Genomic DNA, 23,199 nt, shown 5'->3' on the forward strand with positions numbered 1-23,199 from the left:
GTGCGCGAGCTCGCGGGGCGAAGGTACCCGTGACGCCGTTTCTCGACCGACTCACCCGGCCCGACGCCGGAACGGTGGGCCCCCGGTGGCGAGGGGCGCCCACCGCCCGGACCAACCGCCCGGACCAACCGTCGGGATCCGGGTCAGCCCGAGACGCTCGCCCGACCGTTCTCGATGTGCCCCATCAGCCGGCGCCGGAAGGTGTCGTCCCCCTCGACGGTGACCTCCAGGTCGTACCAGCCGTGTGCGTCGGCCGCCGAATGCACAACGGTGCGGCTGCGCCCCGGCTTGACCTTCACGGTCCTTGTCCAGTCACGCAGGTCCGCCTCCTCGACGTATCCGCGCGGCCGCACGTTGAACGTGAGCGTCGTCCGCCCCGTGTTGCGCAGCGCGATATGCAGATCGAGCTCACGGGCGTCGACCCGCGACGCAACCCCGGCCGGGGCACCGTCCTTCGTGAACCCGGCGAACTCGCGGCGGAACACGTTCGGTCCCGTCACCGTGAACCGGTACGACGCACCCGTGACGGGCACCGTCAGCCGCGTCGTGCCCTTCACGTCCCGGTGCTGCGGCACCGGGAACTCACCCGCGTACGGATACAGCGCGAAGTGCGCCGACGAACGCCCGGTGTTGCTGAGGGTCACCCGCACCGCGCCATCCACCACCTCCGCCTGAGCGTCCGGCTGGTACGGCAGCGCACGCGCCGGCCGTACACCCGGCTCCTGCACGGGCATGTGCTGCACGAGCGGCGGCCTGGGCGACCAGCGGCCGCTGAACGGCGGAATGGCGCCCGGCTGCTGCACCTCGGGCCGGCGACGCCCTCGCGAGAAGTCGAAAGCGGAGGTCAGATCGCCGGTGACGGTCCGCCGCCAGCCGCCGATGTTCGGTTCCCGCACTCCGGTCCAGCGCTCCAGGAAGCGGATCACGGAGGTGTGGTCGAAGACCTCGGAGCAGACGTAGCCACCGACGGTCCATGGCGACACGACGAGCATGGGCACTCGCATGCCGAGACCGGTGGGCTTGCCCTCCCACTGCTCCTCGGTCACCTCGGGCGAGGCGACCGGCGGCGGCACGTGGTCGAAGAAGCCGTCGTTCTCGTCGTAGTTGATGATGACGGCGGTGTGCCGCCACACGTCGGGGTGCTTGCCCAGCGCGTCCAGGACCTTGTAGACGATCGTCGCGCTGTGGATCGGCGAGGAGACGCTCGGGTGCTCCGAGTCCATGGCGGAGGGCACCAGATAGGAGACCTCCGGAAGCGTGCCCGCCGCCACGTCCTTGGCGAACTCGTCGGCCAGCGTTCCCGTCTCCACCCGGCGCAACGCCCGCTCGAAGAGGGAGCGTTCGGCCTTGTCCAGGGTGGCGACGCCCTCCTCCAACAGGCCGAACAGCCGCTCCCGCCCTGCCGCGTCCGCGTCCCGCACGGCGGCGTAGAACGACTCCATGTACGTGTGCCCGCCGGTCCTCGCCAGCGCCTTGCGGGCGATCGCCTTGAAGGTGGCGAAGAACTCGATCTGGTTGTCGGTGAAGTTCTCCCACTCCGTGTACGTACGCCAGCTGCGCCCGGCCTTCTCCAGCCGCTCCGCATAGGTGCCCCAGTCGTATCCGGGATGCGTGCCCTCGTCGTACGCGTCGTTGCCGACGGCCCGCTTGCCGTTCGGCTCGTTGCCCGTCTTCCCGCTCCACAGGTGGTTGCGGTTGGGACTGGTCGAGGAGTGGATGGAGGAGTGGTAGGCGTCGCACACCGTGAAGGTGTCGGCCAGCTCGTAGTGCAGCGGGATGTCACGGCGGTCGTAGTACGCCATGGTGGCGGCCGTCTTCGCGGACACCCAGCCGTTCATCCACCCGCCGGCCCACGCCTTGCCGCCGCCGCTCCAGGAGTGGTCGAGCGCGCCGATGTACTGGAGGTCCTTCTTCTGCGTCTCGGCGGCGCCCCGCACCGGGAACGGCAGAACGGAGGTGCCCAGCGGTACGGGCTGCTCGAAGACCGGCTTGCCCGAGGGCAGCTCGACGGCATTGCGGTCACCGAAGCCGCGTACGCCCCTGAGTGTCCCGAAGTAGTGGTCGAAGGAACGGTTCTCCTGCATCAGGATCACCACGTGCTTGATCGCTCCGAGCCCGTCGCGGCCTCCGGACCCCGCCGAATGCGCCGGCTGCGCGGCTATCGCGGCCTGCAGCGAAGGCGGCAGCAGCGACCCCACCGCCGCAGCGCCGAGCGCACCACCGCCGACCGCGAAGAGCCGTCGCCGTGACATGTTTGTGGTCAAGTTGAACCTCCCGAGTTCCGTCGTACAGCCGGGAAACTAATCACGCCGGGTAGCGCGCGGAAGGATTTCGTACTGCATCGCGGTGAACCTCCAACAGGTCGCACAGGAAATTCCAACACCGCACCTCGAACCCCGAACCGGCTCACCTCCGCTCGGCGCGACGAGGCGGCACGCGAGCTTCCGGCTTGCGCCGTGCGTCGTTATCGCCGGGGGCCGTCGCTGGTCTCGTTGCTGCGAGGTGCGGGTGAAAAGAGCCGCTGGATTCCCGTGGTGTTCAGGATGCGTTCCAGGAACGGGGGCGGATGGTCCAGGTACAGCCGCACACTTCGCTCGGCGGCTTTGCGGTGGATCATCAGCAGGGCCGAGATGCCCATGGAGTCGCAGAACCGGAGTGCTGCGCAGTCCAGGCGCAGTTCCTCGATGCCGGGGTGGGCGTTGAGGCATCGGTCGGCCTGCTGGGTGAGTTCGTCGCTGGTGTCGTAGTCGAGGTCGCCGGTGAGATGAAGATGCGTTGTGCCCGGGCCGGCTTCAACGGTGATGGTGAAGGGGGTATGGGGCGGGGGGATCATGCGGGGACTCCGGGGTGTGTGCCGGCTGCCAGGGGTGCGTCGTCCAGGGCGAAGCGCGCCCGGTTGAGCAGCCGGGTGGATCGGGGAAAGTCGTTGAGCCGGCCCGCCAGGATGTCCAGGGCAGGGTGCAGGGAGTCCGCTGGCACGTGGCGGGCGGTGAGGATGCCGGCGGTCCAGATGATGAAGTCGGTGAACAGGTCGTCGTCATCGGTGTAGAGAGCCACCCCGAGGAATTCGACGATGTGCGCGATGTCTTCGGCGGTGCGCTCGCGCTGCTGAGTGCTGTAGGCGGCCATCGCCGGGAAGCGGTCTTCCAGCTGTGCGAGCACTTCCTTGACGAGCTGCGGCTGGGAGCGGGCGACCAGTGTGTACTCCTGGTCGGCGAGGTGGGGCAGATCGTCGATCTGCTGCCGCCCCGCGGCGGGACTGTGCCGGGGAAGGCCGTCCGCGAGCAGCTGGGCGGCGGTACGGGCGTCGGGCGCCCAGGCATTGGCGCCCAGGAGGCGGGCGTGACGGCCGTCTGTCCCGAAGGCCGCTCCGCCGGCGAGGACGGGCACTCCGATGGCCTGGCAGGCGGTGATCGCGGCGTGGGCGGTGGGCAGCCGGGTGGGGATCGAACTGGACAGGGCAATCGCGTCGGCACCGTTGTTGTGCAGGTGTGCGATGAGGTGGGGAGTGGGGACCTGGGCGCCCAGGAAGTCGACCTGCCAGCCTCGCAGGGTGAGGACTTCCGCCAGAAGGCGGGCGGGCAGGACGTGCCATTCCTGGTCCACGCAGGCGACGGTGATCCGTCCGAGCGTCGGTGGGGTACGGGTGGAGGGATGGTGGGCGAGGGCGGCTATGACGCGTTCGGTGATGGCGCTGGCGGCGTGTTCCTGGGCAACGCTCAGGCGGTTGGCCGCCCATTCGCTCCCGACCTTCGACTGCACCGGCGCGATGAGGTCGAGCAGGATCGTCTCGGCGCCCATGCCGTTCTCCAGGGCGGCGATGAGGATGTCCGCGGCGCGGTGTTCGTCGCGGCTGGTGACCGCTGTCCAGAGCCGGCCGCGCACTGCCTGGATGCTTTCGCTGCCGGAGCCGGCGTCATCGGTTGAACTCATGCCGTGTACCTGCCCCGGGTGTGGCCGTTCACCGCGCTCAGGTGGTTCGTGGGAGGTGCGCTGATCGCGATGACGGCCATGTCGTCGTGGCTGCCGTTGCGGAGCCATTGCGCGGCGAGCATCTGGATGTGCTCGACGACAGCTTCCCCGGGCATGCCGACGCACTCCGCCATGGCACGCTTCAGGCGTTGCTCGCCGAACAGTTCGTCGCCGAGCGGTCCGCCGCGGGCCTCGGTGAAGCCATCGGTGTAGAGCAGGCATGTCTCGCCCGGCTGCAGTACGGCTTCGACCGAGCTGATGTCGATCGTCGGCAGTACACCGATCAGGGTGCCCTGTGTGGGGATCTCCTCGACGCTGCCGTCCACTCTGACGACCAGGGGCGGAGGGTGACCGGCGGAGGTGAGACGGAGCCGCACCTGGTGCTCGGCACGCTGCACCGAGGCCATCACGAGCGTCGCGAAGCGGGTGTGGTGGGAGCTCAGGAGAGCGCCGTTGAGCAGGTTCAGCATCCGCCCGTGGTCGTCGGCCATCGGCATCAGGGCTTGCAGGGTGTTGCGGATCTTGCCGGTCAGGACTGCCGCCTCCAGGCCCTTCCCGCAGACATCGCCGAGGACCACCAGTGCGGACTCCGCCGCGGTGCTGCCGGGGTGCACGTCGTAGAAGTCGCCGCCGATACGTTCGCCGGCCTCGGCGGGCCGGTAGCCTCCGGCGATCTCCACCCCGTTGAGCCGCTCCAGCCGGGGAGGCAGCAGATCTCGCATCAGGGTCTGGGTTATGGCGCTCTGCTCGCCGTAGAGACGGGCCGCGGACAGTGCGGCCCCGGATCGTGCCGCGAACAGCCGGGCGAAGATCTCCTCGTTCTCACTGAACTGCGCACGGTCCGAACTGCGCAGCAGGATCAGGGCTCCGGCGGGCACACCATGGCCGGGGAGAGGGGTCACGACGACGGATCCGATGGACCCCCTGAAGTCCTGCGGGACGATCCAGTCGGGCAGGGTCGCAGGGTCGATCCAGCGGGAGGGCACGGGCGGGAATCCCTGCAGTGCCTCGCTGAGACCGGGCAGTTGCGAGGGGGTAGCGCTCACCGCGGCCCGGGTGGCGGTTTGTCCCGCGATGGCGCGTGCGAGGAGCATTCGGCTGCCGGACGGCGGGGTGACGACGACCGCGACATCTGCGAGATGCTGAGCGGCCAGCTCCGCGGTGGCCGCCATGCACTTCTCGGTGTTCAAGGAGGAGAGCAGGACATTGGACGCCTCCGCGAGGAAAGTCGTGCGTTCGCGCTCGGTGACGAGTGCCTCTTCGGCAAGTCGCCGGTCGGTGTCGTCGACCAGCCACCACACCACGTCCCCGCTCTGGCTCCAGGTCGGATGCGCCTCGAAACTCTGCGACGAGATCCGCCCCGATACCGAAGGCAGCCCACCGGCCTTCTGATGCCTCCGGGCGGGCGACCGGCCCTGCACGACCGTTTCCAGGTGGGCCTGTGCCAGCCAGTCGGGGACCGTGTCCCGCATGCTCGCCCCAGGCACCGCACCCTCCAGAAGAAGTGCGGCGGCGGGGTTCGCCTCCAGGACGGTGCCCCTCTCGTCAGCCATGATCATGGGGTAGGGGGCCAGGGCCCATAGGTCGGGCGCGGAACGCTGCTCGGTTCGCGTAACGGAGACTCCCTCGGTAGTAGCCATGAAGAGGCCCGCCCGGGGCGAACCGCACCACCTTCCCGCTGACAGAGAATAGTTAACGTGCGGCAAGCATTGCGTGTGGGCGTCCGCGATAGCAACCCACCCCCGCGCGCCGTTTGCTGCAGACGTGTGCTGAGCGGGCATTTCACGACGAAGGCCGCAAGGTCTTCACGCAAGGACCACATTTCGAGCACCTGGAGCGTCAGCGGCCATGGCTCGCGGAACGGCCGTGCCAGTCCAGGCACATCACCAGGGAGTCGTCCGCCGCCGGGCCGGAACCGCGGTGCCCCAGCAGCTCCTGGAGCATCACTCTGGGCACCTGCGGGGCGGGCAGCAGACGGGTGTTGTTGATCGACGCGGCCAGTGCGCGGAGGCTGTACTTCTCACCGCCCGGCGACAGGGCGTCGTAGACGCCGTCACTGATGAAGAGCAGCCGGTCTCCGGGCTCGACCCGGAACTGCTGCGGAACGTACGCGGTGTCCTCGAACATGCCCAAGGGCATCTGCGCCTCCAGCTCGATCGGTTCGACCACTCCCCTGCGCACCCGCCACACCCGTGGTGAACCGGCGTCGATGATCTCCACGTCCCCGGTCGGGAGGTGGAAGCGGAACAGCAGAGTCGACAGGTACTGGCTTCCCCTGTGCTGCCCGTACACCGCCTGATCGGCCAGATACGCCTGGTCGCTCAGACTCAGGCCGGCGCGGCGGGCATTGCGCAGCGCGTTGATGGCGAGGTTCGTCAGCAGCGCGGCGTCGATCCCCTCGCCCATGCCGTTGCTGACGGTCACGTACAGGTCATCGGCAGAGGCGGACCAGTCGAAGCTGTCACCGAAGATGGCATAGGCGGGCTCCAACTGGGCACCCAGGCTGTACTCCGGCCGGGCACAGGAACGCCCCGGCAACAACTGCCACTGCATCTCGGCGGCCAGGGTCAGCCGTTCCGCGCGCCGCGCCTGCAGGAAGACGTCGGTGTCGCGTTCGGCGACGACCACCTCGTGCGCCAGAGCGTCGGCGCACTCCTGCAGGTCCTGCAGTACGGCCGCAGACAGCTCGCCGTCCTCGGCCGCCCGCACTGTGACGCTCAGGACGCCCAGGCGGTCGCCTCGGACGCTGACCGGCAGGTACACGGTCACCGTGGACGCCTGGTGGTCGTGCACACAGTGAGGTTCCTGGGCGCCGAACGCACGACCCGGAGCGCTGTCGTGCACCGGCACCGGAGGCCGGGTGTGCGGCAGGACCCCGACGGGCTGCAGCCGCGTCATCGCGTAGTCGACCAACAGCAGGTCCACCGACCGGGCACCATGCCGGCGCTCGATCAGGGAACGGACGACGTCAAAAATCTCGTGGGGCGCGGCCTCGCGCAGAGAGCGCTCGACCGCACTGGGTCTGTCCACCGGTACCGGACCTACTTTCTTTCGCATATCTTCATCAAAGCGACTGCCAACATCGACCGGCCGGAACGGGCACCAAGGTCCAAACGGGAGTGTCACATGCGCGAGGCCCTCACCTCCCTCCACCAGCACACTTCCCCTGCCGTGCCCGAAATCGGCCAGGTGCTCGAGCTGCTCGAAATCGCCTGGGAGCATCGCCGCGACACGCTCAGCACCGCGCCGCTCTCCCCCGCCCAGACTCGTGTGATGTACATCATCGAGCGGGAGCCCGGCGTCAACCTGAGCACGCTGGGCCGCCGTCTCTCCGCCGCCGCTCCGTCGATCACTCGCCTCTGCGACCGTCTACAAGCTGCCGGCTTCGTGCGCCGAACCCCGCGCCCCGAGGACCGCCGTGAGATGCAACTGGAACTCACCGACGTCGGCATCGCGCACCTGCACGCCATCAGGAACCGCCGCGAGGAAGTCCTCCACCAGGCCATGAGCCGCATGACTCCCGAGGCCCAGAACGCCCTCGCCACCGGACTCATCGCCCTGTGCGACGCGGTCAGCACATCCGGACAGGACATCGGCCACCGAGCATCGGCCTGAGCCACACGCGCCACCCGTCACCTCAGCCACCAGCGGACGCGCCGCTCCGCAGCCTTGATGAGCCGCGTGTACGCAGGGGGCGGCGCGGTCCGGCCGTCCACCACGGTCTGTCACCGCATCCGGCGAACGACCGGCGTCCGACCGCTGACGGAAACCACGGCCTCAACGGCGGCAGGTACAGCAGCTGCGTCTGCAGGACGTGCCGTCCCTGACGGCGGGTCGGCAGGCCCCGTTGTCGGGCATCCTGCGAGCCGACGACGCAAAGGCAGGTTCGATGGCTCCTCGACGGGTTCTCACCGCGAGCGTCCGGCGGTTATCTCAGCCGGCACCTACGACCCCGCTCCGATGGGCGCTCCCCCACCCGGCATGGCACATTCCCGCACACGTCGAGGCCGAGCAGGGCTACTTCCACGCCCAGTACGTCCAGGGCCGCTGATCCCCCACCGCACGCACGGGCAGGGCCCGCCACGGTGTACGGGCCCCGACTCGTTCCCCGGCAGCTCAGCACCGGCCCTCTCATGCCTCACCGCCGCACGCCGGGCGAAGAGCTGGCGGGCTGGAAGCGCGAGCACAATCGCTCGCATGAAGAGGCCCGGGCTCCGGGCCCACGTCGAGCACGTCTTCGCCCGCGTAAAGACCTGGAAGATCCTCAGCGACTGCCGCCTCAAGGGCGACGGCGTCCGACACGCCATGCTCGGCATCGCCCGACTGCGTAACCTCGCTCTCACGCCCCCCGGGAGGGAGCTCAAGCTCCCCCTCGCAATCCCGGAGGAGAATCAGGCAAGGCAGAACTCATTGCCCTCGATGTCCTGCATCGTGATGCAGGACTCGTTGACGCCATCGGCGCGCTGCGTCAGCACGTGTTTTGCGCCGAGCGCCATCAGCCGTGCGCATTCAGTCTCGAGTGTGGCCAGGCGCTCGTCACCCACGAGCCCTGTGCCGACCCGCACATCAAGATGCACCCGGTTCTTGACGACCTTGCCTTCGGGAACCCGCTGGAAAAGCACGCGCGGGCCCACACCTGAGGGATCAGCGCACGCGAAGTAGACCTCGTCCTCAGGCGGCAGCGAGTGGTGGTACTCCTCCCACGTGGCAAATCCGTCCGGGACTGTCGGTACGACGTATCCCAGCACCTCGCACCAGAAAGCGGCGAGGCGCGCAGGTTCCGCGCAGTCGAAGGTCACTTGGAGCTGCTTGATCGTGGACATCGGCGCACGATAACAGGGGTCCTGGTCATCTCCCCGGGCGGGTGAATCCACACGTTGCCAGGTGGACGGCCTCTGCCGCCCGCTAAGGACGCCCACGGCCTCTCGCCCAAAGGACCCGACCCCTGGCAGGCGATGGTGCGGGGCCGCATCTGATGATGCCCCCTCGTCAGCAGGGGTGATAGACGCACCGTCCTCGATTTGGTGCAACGCGCCAATGCGCGGCACTACGTCATTTGGTACGTCGCTCCAACTTGGTACGCCGCACCAAATGTGGCAGCATGGAGACATGACAACGCGAGCACGCCGCACCGAGCGGCGTAATCAGGTGCTCACCAGGGAGCAGATCATCGAGGCCGCGATCGCGCTGCTCGATGCGGGCGGGGAGCGCGCGCTGACCGTCCGGGCTCTCAGCGAGCGGCTGTCCACCGGCTCCGGGGCGATCGCCTATCACGTGGGCAAACGGGACGAGTTGCTGGACGCGGCGATGGAATCGCTCGTCATGGCCGCTCTGACCGCCACGCCCGCCGGGACGGGCACTTCCCCGCAGGAGGAGATTCGCGGTGTGGCGCTGGCTCTGTTCGACGCGATCGCCGCGCACGAGTGGCTCGCCACGCGGCTGACACTGCAGATCGTGCGCAACCCGACGGGCCCGGTCACCTTGGGGATCTTCGAGCGGATCGGCGGTCAGGTGAGCGCGCTCGGCGTGCCAGAGGATCGTTGGTTCGTCGCGGCCTCCACGCTCGTGCACTACATCCTCGGCGCGATCAGCCAGAACGCGCACATCGAGGGCGACACGTCGGACCTCGACGCCGACGTGGACCGCGCGGACTTCTTCGGCGCGACGTCGTCGGCCTGGCAGGAACTCCCGGCCGCTCACTACCCGTTCCTGAACGCCGTCGCCGGCCAGATACGAGAACACGACGACCGCGAGCAGTTCCTCACCGGTATCGCCGTCGTCCTCGATGGCCTGACCCGGCTGCGCTGACCGGCCGCACGGCGCCCGCCGATCTCCTCTTCACCACTTTTTACCGGTAAGGAGCTTTTCCATGCATGACGTCATCGTTGCGGGCGCCGGCCCGGTCGGCCTGTTCGTGGCAGGGGAGCTGGCCTTGGCCGGCTGCTCCGTTCTGGTCCTCGAACAGGACCCGGACGCCCGTCCGTCGCTGAAGGCGCTTCCGCTCGGACTGCGCGGACTCAATGCCGGATCGGTCGAGACGTTCTACCGACGCGGGCTGCTGGACGCGATGGCGAAGGCTTCCGGCGTCCCGGTGGAACGGGTCGGCGCGAGCTCCGATGTAGTCGACGTTCCCGATCCCCGCGAGTTGAGCCACTTCGCCGGCATGCCCCTCAGTGCGGCCGACGTCGAGACCGCGGCCCTCGCCTACCGCCTGCCCAGTCCGGCCATGGAAGGCTTCATGACGAGCCTGGAAGCGGTCACCGAGGTGCTGGCCGAGCAGGCTCTCTCACTCGGCGTGGAGATCGTCCGGGGCGCCGCAGTCACCGCGGTGAGCCAGGACGACGACGAGTTGGCCGTCACGGCGGGCGGACAGCACTATCCCGCGCGCTGGCTGGTGGGATGCGACGGTGGGCGCAGCACGGTGCGGCGCCTGGCCGGCTTCGACTTCGTCGGGACCGAGCCGCTGTTCACCGGTTACGTCGCCCAGGTGACCTTCGCCGACCCTGACCAGCTGCCGCTCGGGTTCAACCTCACCGACAACGGCATGTATCTGCGTACGCCGCTGGAAGGCCACCTGGGCATGATGGACTTCGACGGCGGCACCTTCGACCGCTCCAAGCCGCTGACCCGCGACCATCTGCAGTCCGTGCTGCGCCGCATCTCCGGCACGAACGTCATACTGGACGAGGTCCACCTGGCCTCCAGCTTCACCGACCGCGCCATGCAGACGACGGCCTACCGAATAGGCCGCGTGCTGCTCGCCGGCGACGCCGCGCACATCCACTCGCCGCTGGGCGGCCAGGGCCTGAACCTGGGCATCGGCGACGCGATGAACCTCGGCTGGAAGCTCGCCGCCACCATCCGCGGCATCGCTCCCGACTGGCTGCTCGACACCTACACCCACGAGCGCCACCCCGTCGGCGCCGGCATTCTCGACTGGTCACGCGCGCAGGTGGCGACCATGAAGCCGGGCCCCGCCGCCCCCGCCCTGCGTGCCCTGGTCCACGACCTCATGCGCACCCCGGACGGTACGACCCTGGTGTACCGCCGCACCTCGGGCTTGTTCCACCACTACGACCTGGGCAGCGGGCACCCGCTCGCCGGCCGCAGCGCCCCGGACTTCTGCTTCGAGGACGGCACCCGCCTCGGTGATCTGCTGCACCAGGGCCAGGGCGTTCTGCTCGACTTCACCGCCGACCACGAACTCAAGGAGGCGGCCCAGGCGTGGCGGGGCCGCCTCCACTATGCCGCCGGTCCGGCGCGCAACCGCCTCGGCCTGACGGCCGTACTCGTCCGGCCGGATGGAGTCGTCGCATGGGCCGGGGACGACCGTGACACCTTCGAGCAGGCCGCCGCCCAGTGGTTTGCTGCACCGGCGAACTGAGCACCGCCCCCGTATCGGCAGAAGGTTCGGTGGATACCGACCGTGGGCGATAGAAGCCGCGAACCGGATCGACTACCACTCGATCGGCGCACGCCAACGGAATCGGGCGGACTCCTGCTTCGCCGTGGCCATTCCGAGCCGTGCCGACGCCGGCCGACTGCACACCGCCGTCACCTGCAGGCCCATCACTGAACTGATCTACCACAGCTCAGTGATCAGCCGTTCCCCCTGCTGGTGTTCGGGGTGTGCACGGTCCAGGTTGTGGGGTTACTGGCTGCTGCCACCGAAGGCGGCAGCACCTTCCTGCCCTATGATCTGATTCTCCGTCACATATCCGCGGAGCTCGGCCTCGTAGGCAGCGAACGCGGCGGCGTAGTCGCCTTCGGTCGCGGCCAGGTGACGGGCCAGGGTACGGGCCCCGATCAGGGCTTGTGAGGTGCCCATCCCGGCGGTCGGTGCGGCGCAGTATCCGGCGTCACCCACGAGGACGATCCGGCCCGTCGACCAGGCGCCCAGGTGGACCTGGGCGGAGGAGGAGAAGTAGAAGTCGTCGGCGGCTGTCATCGCCTTCAGTAGTTCGGGTACGACCCAGCCGGCACCGCCGAACGCCTCCCGCAGCGCGTGCTCCTGTTCGCTCCGCGACCGGCGGTCCAGGACAGGTGCGTCGGTTGCGAACGACAGGCTGACCGACATCCGGCCGGGATCGGCGGCGCTGACGGCGTAGACCGCGGTGCTGTCGCCACTTTGCAGCACCCCCCTGTGATCGAGTCCGAGAATGTTGTCGGCCGTGAACCCGACGCCCGACATGCCCAGGTGGCGCAAGGCCTGATCATGCGGGCCAAAGGCCAGTTGGCGCACCTTGGAGAAGAGCCCGTCCGCGCCGACCACCAAGTCGAAGGACCGGGGCTCGCCGTGTTCGAACGCGACCGCGACACCGTCGTCGTACTGGGTGAGCGAGGTGACGGAGTCGCCGAAGACGTAAGTGAGCTCCGACTCGGTCAGACGGTGCAGGATCCTCGTCAACTCCGGCTTGGGCACCTCCAGTTCCCCGGCGAACATCTCGGCAGGGAGCCGGCCGATCTCCACTCCGTCCGCGTCGACGAGTGTGGTGCCGCGCATCGCGGTGTCGAGGCTGCGGACCTCGTCCAGCACACCGAGTTCGTCCAGGACGTCGAAGGCGCCGCCGCGGAAGTCGACGGCGTAGCCGCTTCTGCGAAGGCCGGAAGCGCGTTCGACGACGGTGACCTGGTAGCCGTCAGCGTGGAGGAAGTGTCCGAGGGCGGCACCCGCCACACCGGCACCTGAGATGAGGACCGTCTTCTTTGTCATGACTGGGACCGTACGCCGTATTGACCAAATGGTCTAGTCGTTCGTCTAATCCATTTGGTCAAGGCGGTGCTACGCTTGGGCGATGGGAAACAAACAGGACCTGCTCGATGGCGCCAAACAGTGCCTGATCGAGCGCGGCTGGGCACGAACCACAGTCCGTGACATCGCCGCCGCCGCCGGCGTAAGCCACGCGGCCATCGGCTACCACTTCGGCTCACGCGAAGCACTGCTCACGCAAGCCCTGGTGGAGGCGGTCGACGAACTCGACGCAACCCTGGCCACCAACCCGGGCACGCCCGACCCGCAGGAACGCTGGCAGGCCCTGATCGACAGCTTCACCACCCACCGGGCACTCTGGGTCGCCCAATTGGAAGCCGTCGTCCAGGCCGAACGCTCCCCGACAGTGCGCGAGCACCTCGCAGAGGGCCAACGACGGGCACGCGACGGCCTCGGCGGATCAGTCCCCCTCGCACTCCTCGGCGGCCTCATGCTTCAGTGGCTGGTCGACCCCGACCATGCCCCCACCGGCGCACAAGTCATCGCCGGCCTCCGCGACCTCACCCCGCCCCCACTCGGTGACGCGTGAGCCACACGCCGCACACCGCCGGCAAACACCGCAAGCCTCACCCAAAGGCTGTTGCAGGACACCCGAGATGGGGCATTCCTCTTGTATGGGTGGAGTGTTGCGACTGAACCATTGGGAGTGGAATTTCCCCGGCCGACGGATGGACCGGTTCGAGAAGCTGGTGAAGGCCGTACGAGAGCGGGAGGAACGGCCCCGGTGGCGGTCGCCCGCAGTGCCCACCGCTGGCAGACCGGGCCCTTCTGGTAGCCATGCACTACCGCACCGACCTCAGCTTGCGGCAGCTCGCCCCGCACTTCGGAATTGCCCCGGCCACCGCCCGCCGGGCCATTCAGTGCCCGCAGCCACTCCTCGCGACCGAGCTGTCTTCGCAGCCCGTCGCGGATGTCGAACGGTTGCGGATCCTTGACGGAACCCGGGTACAGGTCCACGACCGCACGGTCGCCGCACCCTCCAGTGACTGTCCTCAGCGAACGTGCAAGTCATGATCGATGCGGACAGCCCCCTGGTGATCGCCTCACTCCCCCGGCCGGCCCCGTCCCAGCCCGTGGCGCAGGGCAGTCAGAGGGACGAGCTCTGCGTGAACGGCCGGGATTCCAGATCGGCACGCACCTTTGCGTCTTGACGGGCCGTGACCTGCTGGATCACAGGATCGCGAGAACGGCAGCGACAGTTCCGCCGGCGAACATTCCCGGAACCCCTCCTTGCCCTACGGGCCATCCCGCGCGAACTCACTGTCCTTGCGGTCACGCTCGGCCGCCCTCGGCCCGATCGTCACACACGCCCGATGACTTGGTCCAAGCGGCTAGGGTCTTTCGTTTGGATCAGGCTGGATCAGGGAGCGGGGTCCGGTGCGTGCAGCTGCAAGGCGGAGGAGGGAGTCACTGCGGAGCATTGGCGACTGACGACAACGCGGCAGATGCGCGTGCCGGGGCCCGCGAGCCCGGCATGATCCGAACGAGAGGCCCTAGATCCGGACCTCTACGCGTACCGCCTCGTCACATACGTCCACCGCCAGAACCGTCCCGTCGGCAACCTACGGGAGCAACAGAACTTCCAGCCGGAGCAAGGCCTCTTCCATGACGTCGAACTGACCCCGCGGCGGCCGGCCTATCGGCTCCCTTGGAAGGTGCGGCGGTAGACAAGGGGGGCGACCCCGACGGACGCATGAAGGTGCTGTCGCAGCGATGTCGCCGTACCGAAACCCGCCTGACCGGCGATCTCGTCCACCGAAAGGTCACTGGATTCGAGCAGGTGCCGGGCCCGGTCGACCCGTTGCTGGATCAGCCACCGGCCGGGGCTCATGCCGACCTCGTCGTGGAAACGGCGGGCGAAGGTGCGCTCGCTCATTCCGGCATGCGCGGCCAGTTCGGCCACAGTCAAAGGCTCGCGGAGGTGTTCGAGGGACCACTGCCGGGTGGCGGACGTCCCGTTCGCGGACGCCTCGGGCACCGGATGATCGATGTACTGGGCCTGCCCGCCGTCCCGCCACGGCGGCACCACGCAGAGGCGTGCCACCTCGTTGGCCACCTTGCTTCCGTGGTCCTTGCGTACGAGGTGCAGGCACACGTCCACGCCCGAGGCCGCTCCCGCGGAGGTCAGGATGTCGCCGTCGTCGACGTACAGGACGTCCGGATCCAGCGCCACTTCGGGGAACCATTCGCGGAAGACGGCTGCGAGGCGCCAGTGAGTGGTGGCCGGGCGGCCGCCCAGAAGCCCTGCGGCAGCCAGGACGAACGCACCGGTGCAGATGGACACGATGCGGGCACCCGGCCGCACGCACGCCAGGGCGGCGGAAACGGCCTCGGGGAGTTCCTTCGTAATGAGGGAGGGGTCGACCGGTGGAATCACCACGGTGTCCGCCGTGGAGAGGACCTGCGGCCCGTTGTCCACGGCGACCGAGAAGTCGGCGTTGCTCCGCACCGGCCGTCCGTCGACCGTGCAGGTCAGAACCTCGTAGCGGCCGTGCGCCGCACCGAAGACGCGGCTCGGAATGCCCAACTCGAACGGATAGACCCCGTCCAGGGCCAGAACGACGACACGATGGGAACGCATGGCAGAATCCTATCGGAAGATGGCAACCCTGCCATGGCCAAGGCGGGCCGCCTCCTGAAGACTGGAGTGCATGAGCCCGAAGATCAGCGATGCAGCGGCGCCCTCCATGCGCGCCATCAGCCAGGACAAACACGGCGGTCCCGAGGTCCTCGGGGAAGCCCGCGTTCCCCGCCCGACCCCCGGGCCGAGCGAGATCCTCGTCTCCGTCCGTGCGGCCGGCCTCAACCCCACGGACTGGAAGCACCGGGCGGGCGGTCTGTTCGTCAACAGGCTCCCGCTGATCCTCGGATGGGACGTCTCCGGCGTTGTGGAGGCGGTCGGCTTCGGCGTGACCCTCTTCGAACCGGGCGACGAGGTATTCGGCATGCTCCCCTACCCCCACGGGGTCGGCTCGCATGCCGAATACGTGACAGGTCCCGCCCGCGCGTTCGTGCGCAAGCCCGCCGGCATCGACCACGTGCAGGCCGGAGCCCTCCCTCTCGCAGCGCTCACCGCCTACCAAGCGCTCGTCGACACCGCCGACGTCCAGCCCGGACAGCGTGTCCTCGTCCATGCGGCCGCCGGCGGGGTGGGCCACCTCGCCGTACAGATCGCCAAAGCCCGCGGAGCGTACGTGATCGGCACCGCCAGCGCCGCCAAGCACGACTTCCTGCGCGAACTCGGCGCGGACGAAACGATCGACTACCGCAGCGTGGACTTCACCGAGACCGTCAGCGACGTCGACGTCGTGCTGGACCCGCTCGCCGGGGAGACCCGCGCCCGCTCGCTCAACGTCCTGCGCCGCGGCGGCATCCTCGTCTCACTCCTGCCCGCGGCCGCACCGAAGGAAGAAGCAGGAGCAGCCGCCCTGCTCGGCGTCCGAGTCAAAACCCTCTTGGTCGAAGCCGACCACGCGGGCATGAAGGCAATCGCCGACCTCGCCCGGACCGGCCGGCTCCGCGCCCACATCGAGGCAACCTTCCCGCTTTCCGAGGCCCCCAAGGCACACACCCTGGGCGAGACAAACCGCACCAAAGGCAAAATCGTCCTGGTCCTCGAGGGCCACGACACACTGTGACCCGCTTTGCTCGCTGCACAGTTGGGACTCGTCCGGGCCATCAAGGTGCCGCCCGGTGTCGGGTTCCTCGGTATCCCCGAACTGTCCTGGCGGGCACTGGAGCCCGGCCCCCTCCAGGTTTTCGCCGACCGCACAGTGGTGGGCCAGGAATTCCGCGGGAGGGTTGAGCAGGTGCTTCCCATCGGCGTCCTCGTCGGCCTCGGGGGATGGGATCTTCGGGCTCGCACCCGTCCCTCATGCCGACTCCTCCGTGCTCTCCGCACGAGCAGAGGTGAGCCGGACTGGCTTTGTTCCCCTCTGGGGCCAGCATCTGTCGACCGGTTGCGGAGTCAGTTGATGATCATCTGGCTCATGGATGTCGATGCGAAAGGACGGCACTGTCGTGGTCCCGCACGCGAGACGGCGAACCGCCCGTCAGTCACGCTGAGGGCGGCCGGTCCGAGTCCCTCACGTATGGCCAGTTGTGACACCACGCCGGTGATGTCATGCCTAGGTCGTAGAGGCCCTCCGTCGGCAGGGGGTGGGAGGTCGTTCTGTCTGTTGATGTCGCGGCGCCGCAGGCGATGCGAGGGTCAATGCGTGATCGGTGCGACAGGGACGACGAAGGCGCGTTGGCGCACGTGGCTGCAGCGGTGGCCGTGCTGGGCAGGCCCGGCCACCACGCTCTGGGCAGCGGTGTACGCCGGCTTCGGCCTGACATGCGTGCTGAGCGGGAAGGCCCTGCTCTACTTGGGCGACGCGCCGGGGCCCTCAGCGCTGGGCTGGGCGGTCGTGGCAGTGGGGTCGCTTGCTGCGGTGACCTGTTGCGTGGTGAGGCGCTTGGGGCTGCGGCCGGCGTTACGGGTGGTGCTGTGGGCGGTCTGCCTGCTGGCCGGGCTCGCCGCGTTCGGCCTGCTGATGGACTTCATCACACTGGCGTTCGGCCAGGGGGTGGACAGTGGGATGGCCGCTGCGAACCACGCGCTGGCGGCGGTTGGGGTTGGGCTGCTCGCGGCCACTGCCCGATCCGTCCGCCGCCCGTCCGGAGCAGCTGTTGTGCGTCCCCCTTCTGCCGCCTCCCGGCCGGTCCAACTCGCTGCCTGCGCCGGGACGGTGGCATTTCTCCCCTACGCGGCGATGAAGCTGATCTGGGCTTCCGGCGGCACCTTCGCCGGGATGACCGGCGCGGAAATGCGTGCGGCCTCCAAGCGCAACGGTGCGTCGGGAATCTGGCTCACCCTGGAGTCCTGGGGCCTGGACGGCACCGTGCTGCTGGCCGTGCTCGGCACCTTCCTGCTGTGGGGCCTGGTCCGCCCGTGGGGCCAGGTCTTCCCACGCTGGACGCGGTGGCTCAGTGGTCGGCGCGTTCAGCGCTGGCTCCCCCTGACCCCGGCCTTGATCGGCGCCGCCAGCTTGGCTCCGTACGGGGTGCTCGGGGTCGGCTACGCGGCCCTGGCCACGACCGGCGTGGTGACGATGCCACGAGGCGACTTCCACTCCCCGAGCGATGCCCTGCTGGTCGCCTGGATCGGCTTGGGGGCGTTCGCCGTGTACGGCGTCGCGCTGGCTGTCGCTGCCCGCTCGTACTGGATTCGAACCCAACCGACGGCACGACGAAGGTCACCGATCCGAAGAGCATCATCCACTGCCACAACGCTTGGCAGCACGCCGGGACCCGGTGGGGCGAGGCGCGACCGCGACTCCTGAGGATGCCCCCGCACTCGCTCACTACGCTGTGCTTTAGCCCAGCCAGACACTCCCGACACCACGACCGAGCCCGTCCCCAACTCACCGGTCAGTCCAGTACATGAGTAACGGCGCCCCAAGTGACTCGCCGGGGTCGAGAGTACCGACAGACACCGCGCGTCGGTGGCACTCGGTCCACGCAAGACGACGCGGTGACGGGTGCCAGCGGTTGCGGTGTGGCGGACCACTGCCCCGGCGATCCGTCATACCGTTCCGGAACACGACGGCTGAATCTCCGTTTTCTTGGGTGAGTTGCGGAACGATTGTTCGGCTCTGTAAGAATTGCTGTGTGGCAAATATGCGAGAGCCCTCATCGGGTGCGTCCGAAGAAGGGGGTCCGGTCCTGGAGCCCGTCGGCGACGGTGTCGTGCTGGTTCGGGTCCGGGGCAGTCTGGACGGCTGGGCGGGCTCCGCCGAGTTGGTTGAGGCACTGACGGAGGTGGCCGGGGGTGGAGGGCGGCGGACCGTGGTGGATCTGTCCGGCGTGGACTTCGCCGACTCGGCCGGTCTGCACGCCCTGTTGCACGGCCAGCGCAAGCACGACAAGGCGGGGGTGAGTCTGGTGGTGGCCGGTCCGCTGAGCGCGAAGGTGCGCCGCCTGTTCGAGGTCACCGGCACCTTTGACGCCTTCCGCTTCGCGGACGATGTCGACGAGGCGATCACTGAATGAGCTGCACTCTTTGGTCGCAGCGGCGTGTGAGCGGGGTTTGGCCGGGCATGCGATGAACCTTATGCACGGGGAACGAGAGATGGCGGAGCGCGGTACGAGTCCGGCCGGTGGGCTGGATGAGTCCGTTACTACTCCTGTTCCGGCGAATGCGGCCGAGGCGCGTGACGCCGTCATGCGGCTCCTGACGTCACAGTTCTGCGGGCTCGTCAACGAAGGATTGGCAGCCGACGTGGTCGTGGCCGACGCGCTGCTCGTCACGTCGGAACTGGTGACCAACGCCGTCCGGCACGGCGGCGGACTCACCGGATTCGCAGCCGAACTCACTGACGAGGGACTCCGCCTCTCGGTCGCGGATGCCAGCCCTGACCTGCCCGTCCCCGTCGATACCGATGCCGAGACTTCCTGTGTCGGCCGCATCGGGGGCTACGGCTGGGCCCTGGTGCGTCGGCTAGCCAAGCAGGTGTCCGTCACCGTCCACCCCGGCGGCAAGAGCATCGTCGCCCTGATCTCCCTTACATGAACCCCGTGCCCGCCCCAACCGGACGGACCGGTGCCCTGACGCCGCTCTTGACCTCGCTCTTGACTCCGGGCAGGACGTAGGTGGCGGGGCATCGATCGGGCCTGAGTTCACCCCACACGGCGGCAGAAGAATCGCTCCCTAATAAGGGGTTTGGGCTCTGTCCGAAGGGGGACACGCGCGAATGCCTGTATCTCTGCTAGGAGGACCCCCGTGGCCGTCAAGACTTCCACTTCAGCAGGTGTCGACATCGTCGCGGCCTTGGACCTGCCCGCCGTGGGGGATCCCTCCCAGGTGGCGCCGAAGGACGCGCGGGCCGTTGGCCGGGTCTTCTTCGACCGGCTGCAGAACCTCGAAGAGGGCACGCACGAGTACCAGTACGTGCGCAACAGCCTGATCGAGATGAATCTGTCGTTGGTGCAGTTCGCCGCGAGCCGCTACAAAAACCGCGGCGGCGGCGACATGGAGGACGTCATCCAGGTCGGCACGATCGGTCTGATCAAGGCCATCGACCGATTCGAGCTGACCCGCGAGGTCGAGTTCACCTCCTTCGCGATCCCCTACATCGTGGGCGAGATAAAGAGGTTCTTCCGCGACACCAGCTGGGCCGTGCACGTGCCGCGCCGCCTCCAGGAACTGCGGGTCAACCTGGCCAAGGCGCGCGAGCACCTGGCGACCGAACTCGGCCGGGACGCCGGTGTCGCCGAACTCGCCCAGTACATGGAGATCAGCGAGGACGACGTCATCGAGGGCATGATCGCTTCCAACGGCTACACCGCGGGTTCCCTGGACATGCCGATGGACAGCGCGGACGAGGGGCTGGACCAGAACAGCCGCAACTACGCGGACCTGATCGGTGGCCGCGACCCGGACATCGAACTGTTCGAGAACCTCAACACCCTGGCACCTCTGCTGCGCGAGCAGTTGGACGACCGTGAACGCACTCTGCTCCGTATGCGCTTCGGTCAGGAGATGACCCAGTCCAGCATCGGGGAGGAGCTCGGCATCTCCCAGATGCACGTCTCCCGCCTTCTCAACAAGACCCTCGCGAAACTCCGTACCGGCATGCTCACCGACTGAGTTGTCCCACGAGGAAAGTGTCACCCTCTCGGCGAGCCGGGGGGCCGGCCAAGAAGTCCTGGAACGGCGGTCGCGCCGGACATGACGGCGGGAGACTGAGGTCAGTCTGCTCCGCAGTGTCGCCATACATCATCGCACCACGGCGGTCAGCCTGGCGGCAGAGATCCAGCGCCAGGGCCGTGCAGCACTATGCGATCAGCGACTACTACGGCAGCGCCGCGTGATGAAACGGATCGCCATCGCGGGCAAGGCTGCAACGGCACCGCCTGATCGCAAAGGGCCGGGACCGCTATGGCGGTCCCGGCCCGGTGTGCGTTCCTACGCTTGAACCGGTGGCGTCATGAGCCGCTTCCTCTGCGGGTACGGCTGCGACGGGAGTACATGACGAACGCCGCCTTCAGCAGAAGGCCCGCGGCCGCCAGGCCCGCACCGCTCGCAAGCAGCGTGGTCCCTGAACCTGTGTCGGCCAGGTGACCACCACCGTGGTGGCCGGCGTGGCTCGGGTGTGAGCTGGGCACCGGGTTCGGCGTATGCGTCGGTGATGGGGTGGGCGTGGGAGTCGGCTTGGGGCAGTGCTTGCCACGGCACGGCTCCGGCTTGGGGCAGTGCTTACCGTGGCACGGGCGCTCGGCTTCGACCCGGAGGGTGACGTCGGCGGGCGGCGAGACGACTTCGGTTCCGTCGGCCTTCCCGCGCGCCAGGGCCACGTTGATCACGGAGCCCCGGGCAGCGTCCGCTTCGGTGACGGTGTAGGTGCCGGTGCAGGTGGTGGTCGCTCCCGGTGCGAGAGTGGTGGACCGGCAGGTGACGTCAGGGACGAGATCGTCGGTGACGGCGAGGTCCGTCAACTGCGTGTCGCCGGTGTTGGTGACGGTGTATGTGTACGTCACCTCGTCACCGGCCCGGTACACCCGGTTGTCGTCAGCGGACTTATCCAGGTGCAGGCTCAGTTCGGAGCCGACCACCAGGGTCACATTGTCGGGCGGCGACTGGACAGCAGTCTCGCCGGCCCTGCCCTGCGCGGTGGCGACGTTGGTGACGGATCCCTGGGCGGCATCCTGGTCCGTGACCGTGTAGGTGCCGGTGCAGGTGGTGCTGTCGCCGGGGTCGCCGGCCGGGGCGAGCGTCGTTGCACCGCAGGACACGCCGGTGACGTGGTCGTCGGTGACACCGATCCCGGTCAGTTCCTGGGGCCCGGTGTTGGTGACGGTGTAGGTGTACGTCACCTCGTCACCGGCCCGGTACACCTGGGTATCGTCGGCCGACTTATCCATCCGCAGCCCCGGGCCGGCCCGGACAGGCAACGTGACGTCGTCCGGTGGCGACACCACGGGCGTGCTGCCGTCCTGTCCCTGCGCGGTGGCGGTGTTGGTGACCGATCCGGCCGTCCCGTCGGCGTCCGTGACGGTGTAGGTACCGGTGCAGGTCGTCGTCTCGCCCACAGCGAGCGTCGTCTTCGGGCAGGTGATCCCGGTGACACGGTCGTCGGTCACCGTCACACCGGTCAGCGGGACGTTGCCGCTATTGGTCGCCACGTACTCGTACGGCACGTTCATGCCCGGTGTCAGCGGGGTGGGCAGCGGGGGCTCCTGGGAGACCTGCTTGACGAGGTTGAGCCGGGGCAGCGCGGCAGCCGGATGGACGGTGACGTTCCGGATCAGGTGGACGTCGGTGAACAGGCCGGTCGACGCGGCGAAGCCGAACTTGTACGTGTCCGGCACGGGCTGCGGAGCCGGGGTCGAAAGCACTTCCTGGGAGCCGTTGCCGTCGTGGAAGTCGATCGCGACCGTGATCACTGGGTCGGGCGAGGGTGAGATCTCCACCGTCACGGTGCGACGCGAGGGCTCGAGCAGCGCCTCGGCTTGCGCCGGGGTGGAGCCGGCGGGGATCGAGGTGGTGGGCCCGTGCAGTTGTCCGGGCAGGGTGGAGGGCCAGGGGCCGGTCGTCGAAAGGTTGCTGGTAGTGGCGTCAAGGAAGCAGTAACCCTCGATCCCGTCGCCCGGGCCGCGCAGCGTCACCATGTTGGTGCCCGGTGCGGGAATCCGGAAGGACGTGCCGGCCGGGGAGCGGTTGGCACAGCCGTTGCCGCGGTGCTCCCAGTCGCCGAAGTAGTTACCGAGTACGTCCAGACCGACGCCGACGTAGCCTCGGTTGACGCCTGGCACGAACATCTCAGCGGGGTCATCGTTGGGAAGTTTCTGCGCGTACCCGAGGCTGCCGCCGAAGGCGCCCGGTGAGGTCAGAGAGGCCGCACCGTCGATCAGGAAGAACGAGATGCCGTCGGCGGGAGGGTTGGTGGCCCCTCCGTACTGCCACTGGTCGAACGTGGTGACCAGACCCGCGTTCGCCGGCAGGGCGTGGTTGTAGAGGACTGCGGCCGACTGGTCGTTCGATGCGTCGGTCAGCCGCAGGTAGCCGTTCGGTGCCCCGTTGTCCGGGGGGACGGGCCCGGTTGCACCGGCCGGGCACCCCGTGAGGGGGTGTGTCCCCGTTCCGGCGGCCGGGGCCTGTGGGGCACCCGTCAGGCACGCGGGCCCGAACGCTTCGAACTCCGCCTGCGCGTCGGCCCCGGTGAACGTCTCGTCGACCAAAGGTACGCCCACGGGCTGCGCGGATGCGGCCTGGCCCGGCAGGCCCAGGCCCGCGGCCACGATCCCGAGGACACCCAGCCCGGTCGCGGCCCACCGCAGCGCGGAAGTGCGTCCGGCTCCGGCGGTCGTGGCGCGTAAATCTCTCAGACTCATGTCAAGAAAAGTATGTAAAACAGATGAACATCACGGGTGGGACACGCACCGCACTCCGTGTCACCAACCCGGACGGCTGCACC

19 protein-coding genes and 1 pseudogene are annotated in these 23,199 nt (G+C 68.5%); 11 read left to right on the forward strand and 9 right to left on the reverse strand.

What is annotated here, in order from left to right:
- Positions 1-143 precede the first annotated feature (143 nt).
- The 5 genes from OG521_03470 to OG521_03490 all read right to left on the reverse strand — a co-directional run bounded on the left by OG521_03470 (position 144) and on the right by OG521_03490 (position 7,002).
- Entirely contained in the window at positions 144-2,264 is a 2,121-nt protein-coding gene (locus OG521_03470; GenBank protein ID WUW19892.1) for a phospholipase C, phosphocholine-specific, read from the reverse strand.
- 200 nt (positions 2,265-2,464) lie between these two features.
- On the reverse strand, positions 2,465-2,833 hold the full coding sequence (locus OG521_03475) for an STAS domain-containing protein (GenBank protein WUW19893.1): 369 nt from the start codon (positions 2,831-2,833) through the stop codon (positions 2,465-2,467).
- On the reverse strand, positions 2,830-3,933 hold the full coding sequence (locus OG521_03480) for a cobalamin-dependent protein (GenBank protein ID WUW19894.1): 1,104 nt from the start codon (positions 3,931-3,933) through the stop codon (positions 2,830-2,832). The genes OG521_03475 and OG521_03480 overlap by 4 nt, the downstream gene beginning before the upstream one ends.
- Complete coding sequence (locus OG521_03485) at positions 3,930-5,531, reverse strand: SpoIIE family protein phosphatase (protein WUW19895.1); 1,602 nt, start codon at positions 5,529-5,531, stop codon at positions 3,930-3,932. Before OG521_03485 ends, OG521_03480 begins: the two co-directional genes overlap by 4 nt.
- Before the next feature lie 280 nt (positions 5,532-5,811).
- Entirely contained in the window at positions 5,812-7,002 is a 1,191-nt protein-coding gene (locus OG521_03490; GenBank protein WUW19896.1) for a serine/threonine-protein phosphatase, read from the reverse strand.
- A 96-nt stretch (positions 7,003-7,098) separates the two neighbouring features.
- Here OG521_03490 and OG521_03495 point away from each other — a divergent pair, with 96 nt between their 5' ends.
- Complete coding sequence (locus OG521_03495; protein ID WUW19897.1) at positions 7,099-7,587, forward strand: MarR family transcriptional regulator; 489 nt, start codon at positions 7,099-7,101, stop codon at positions 7,585-7,587.
- 506 nt (positions 7,588-8,093) lie between these two features.
- A pseudogene (locus OG521_03500) lies at positions 8,094-8,313 on the forward strand (IS5/IS1182 family transposase).
- Between the two features lie 50 nt (positions 8,314-8,363).
- Here OG521_03500 and OG521_03505 read toward each other — a convergent pair.
- Entirely contained in the window at positions 8,364-8,795 is a 432-nt protein-coding gene (locus OG521_03505) for a VOC family protein (GenBank protein WUW19898.1), read from the reverse strand.
- A gap of 286 nt (positions 8,796-9,081) precedes the next feature.
- Here OG521_03505 and OG521_03510 point away from each other — a divergent pair, with 286 nt between their 5' ends.
- Together OG521_03510 and OG521_03515 are read left to right on the forward strand one after the other, a co-directional pair.
- On the forward strand, positions 9,082-9,780 hold the full coding sequence (locus tag OG521_03510; protein ID WUW19899.1) for a TetR/AcrR family transcriptional regulator C-terminal domain-containing protein: 699 nt from the start codon (positions 9,082-9,084) through the stop codon (positions 9,778-9,780).
- 61 nt (positions 9,781-9,841) lie between these two features.
- Complete coding sequence (locus OG521_03515) at positions 9,842-11,356, forward strand: FAD-dependent monooxygenase (protein ID WUW19900.1); 1,515 nt, start codon at positions 9,842-9,844, stop codon at positions 11,354-11,356.
- A gap of 267 nt (positions 11,357-11,623) precedes the next feature.
- Here the strand turns inward: OG521_03515 and OG521_03520 are convergent, their stop codons facing one another.
- Complete coding sequence (locus tag OG521_03520) at positions 11,624-12,685, reverse strand: FAD-dependent monooxygenase (protein ID WUW19901.1); 1,062 nt, start codon at positions 12,683-12,685, stop codon at positions 11,624-11,626.
- A gap of 82 nt (positions 12,686-12,767) precedes the next feature.
- Between OG521_03520 and OG521_03525 the strand changes: the two genes are divergently transcribed.
- Both OG521_03525 and OG521_03530 read left to right on the forward strand, forming a co-directional pair.
- Complete coding sequence (locus OG521_03525; GenBank protein WUW19902.1) at positions 12,768-13,271, forward strand: TetR/AcrR family transcriptional regulator; 504 nt, start codon at positions 12,768-12,770, stop codon at positions 13,269-13,271.
- Between the two features lie 248 nt (positions 13,272-13,519).
- The gene (locus OG521_03530) at positions 13,520-13,756 is read left to right on the forward strand and encodes a transposase family protein (protein ID WUW19903.1); all 237 of its coding nucleotides are present in this window, start codon (positions 13,520-13,522) and stop codon (positions 13,754-13,756) included.
- A 622-nt stretch (positions 13,757-14,378) separates the two neighbouring features.
- On the opposite strand, the gene OG521_03535 is transcribed toward OG521_03530, so the two are convergent.
- Entirely contained in the window at positions 14,379-15,323 is a 945-nt protein-coding gene (locus OG521_03535) for a helix-turn-helix domain-containing protein (protein ID WUW19904.1), read from the reverse strand.
- Positions 15,324-15,429: 106 nt separating this feature from the next.
- Between OG521_03535 and OG521_03540 the strand changes: the two genes are divergently transcribed.
- The 5 genes from OG521_03540 (at position 15,430) to OG521_03560 (ending at position 20,372) form a co-directional block, all read left to right on the forward strand.
- Positions 15,430-16,380 carry an NADP-dependent oxidoreductase gene (locus OG521_03540; protein WUW26562.1) on the forward strand — a complete coding sequence of 317 codons (951 nt, stop codon included), beginning with the start codon at positions 15,430-15,432 and terminating at the stop codon, positions 16,378-16,380.
- Positions 16,381-16,959: 579 nt separating this feature from the next.
- Positions 16,960-18,066, forward strand: coding sequence for a hypothetical protein (locus OG521_03545; GenBank protein ID WUW19905.1), 1,107 nt, complete (start codon positions 16,960-16,962; stop codon positions 18,064-18,066).
- A gap of 337 nt (positions 18,067-18,403) precedes the next feature.
- Positions 18,404-18,775: an STAS domain-containing protein gene (locus OG521_03550; GenBank protein ID WUW26563.1), complete on the forward strand. Its 372-nt coding sequence runs from the start codon at positions 18,404-18,406 to the stop codon at positions 18,773-18,775.
- A gap of 79 nt (positions 18,776-18,854) precedes the next feature.
- Positions 18,855-19,295 (forward strand): ATP-binding protein, encoded by a 441-nt coding sequence (locus OG521_03555; GenBank protein WUW19906.1) that lies wholly within the window; start codon positions 18,855-18,857, stop codon positions 19,293-19,295.
- A 210-nt stretch (positions 19,296-19,505) separates the two neighbouring features.
- Positions 19,506-20,372 (forward strand): SigB/SigF/SigG family RNA polymerase sigma factor, encoded by an 867-nt coding sequence (locus tag OG521_03560; protein WUW19907.1) that lies wholly within the window; start codon positions 19,506-19,508, stop codon positions 20,370-20,372.
- Positions 20,373-20,710: 338 nt separating this feature from the next.
- Here OG521_03560 and OG521_03565 read toward each other — a convergent pair whose 3' ends face one another.
- The gene (locus OG521_03565; protein WUW19908.1) at positions 20,711-23,116 is read right to left on the reverse strand and encodes a hypothetical protein; all 2,406 of its coding nucleotides are present in this window, start codon (positions 23,114-23,116) and stop codon (positions 20,711-20,713) included.
- Between the last annotated feature and the right edge of the window lie 83 nt (positions 23,117-23,199).

The sequence above is a fragment of the Streptomyces sp. NBC_01463 genome (assembly GCA_036227345.1).
Lineage (GTDB): Bacteria > Actinomycetota > Actinomycetes > Streptomycetales > Streptomycetaceae > Streptomyces.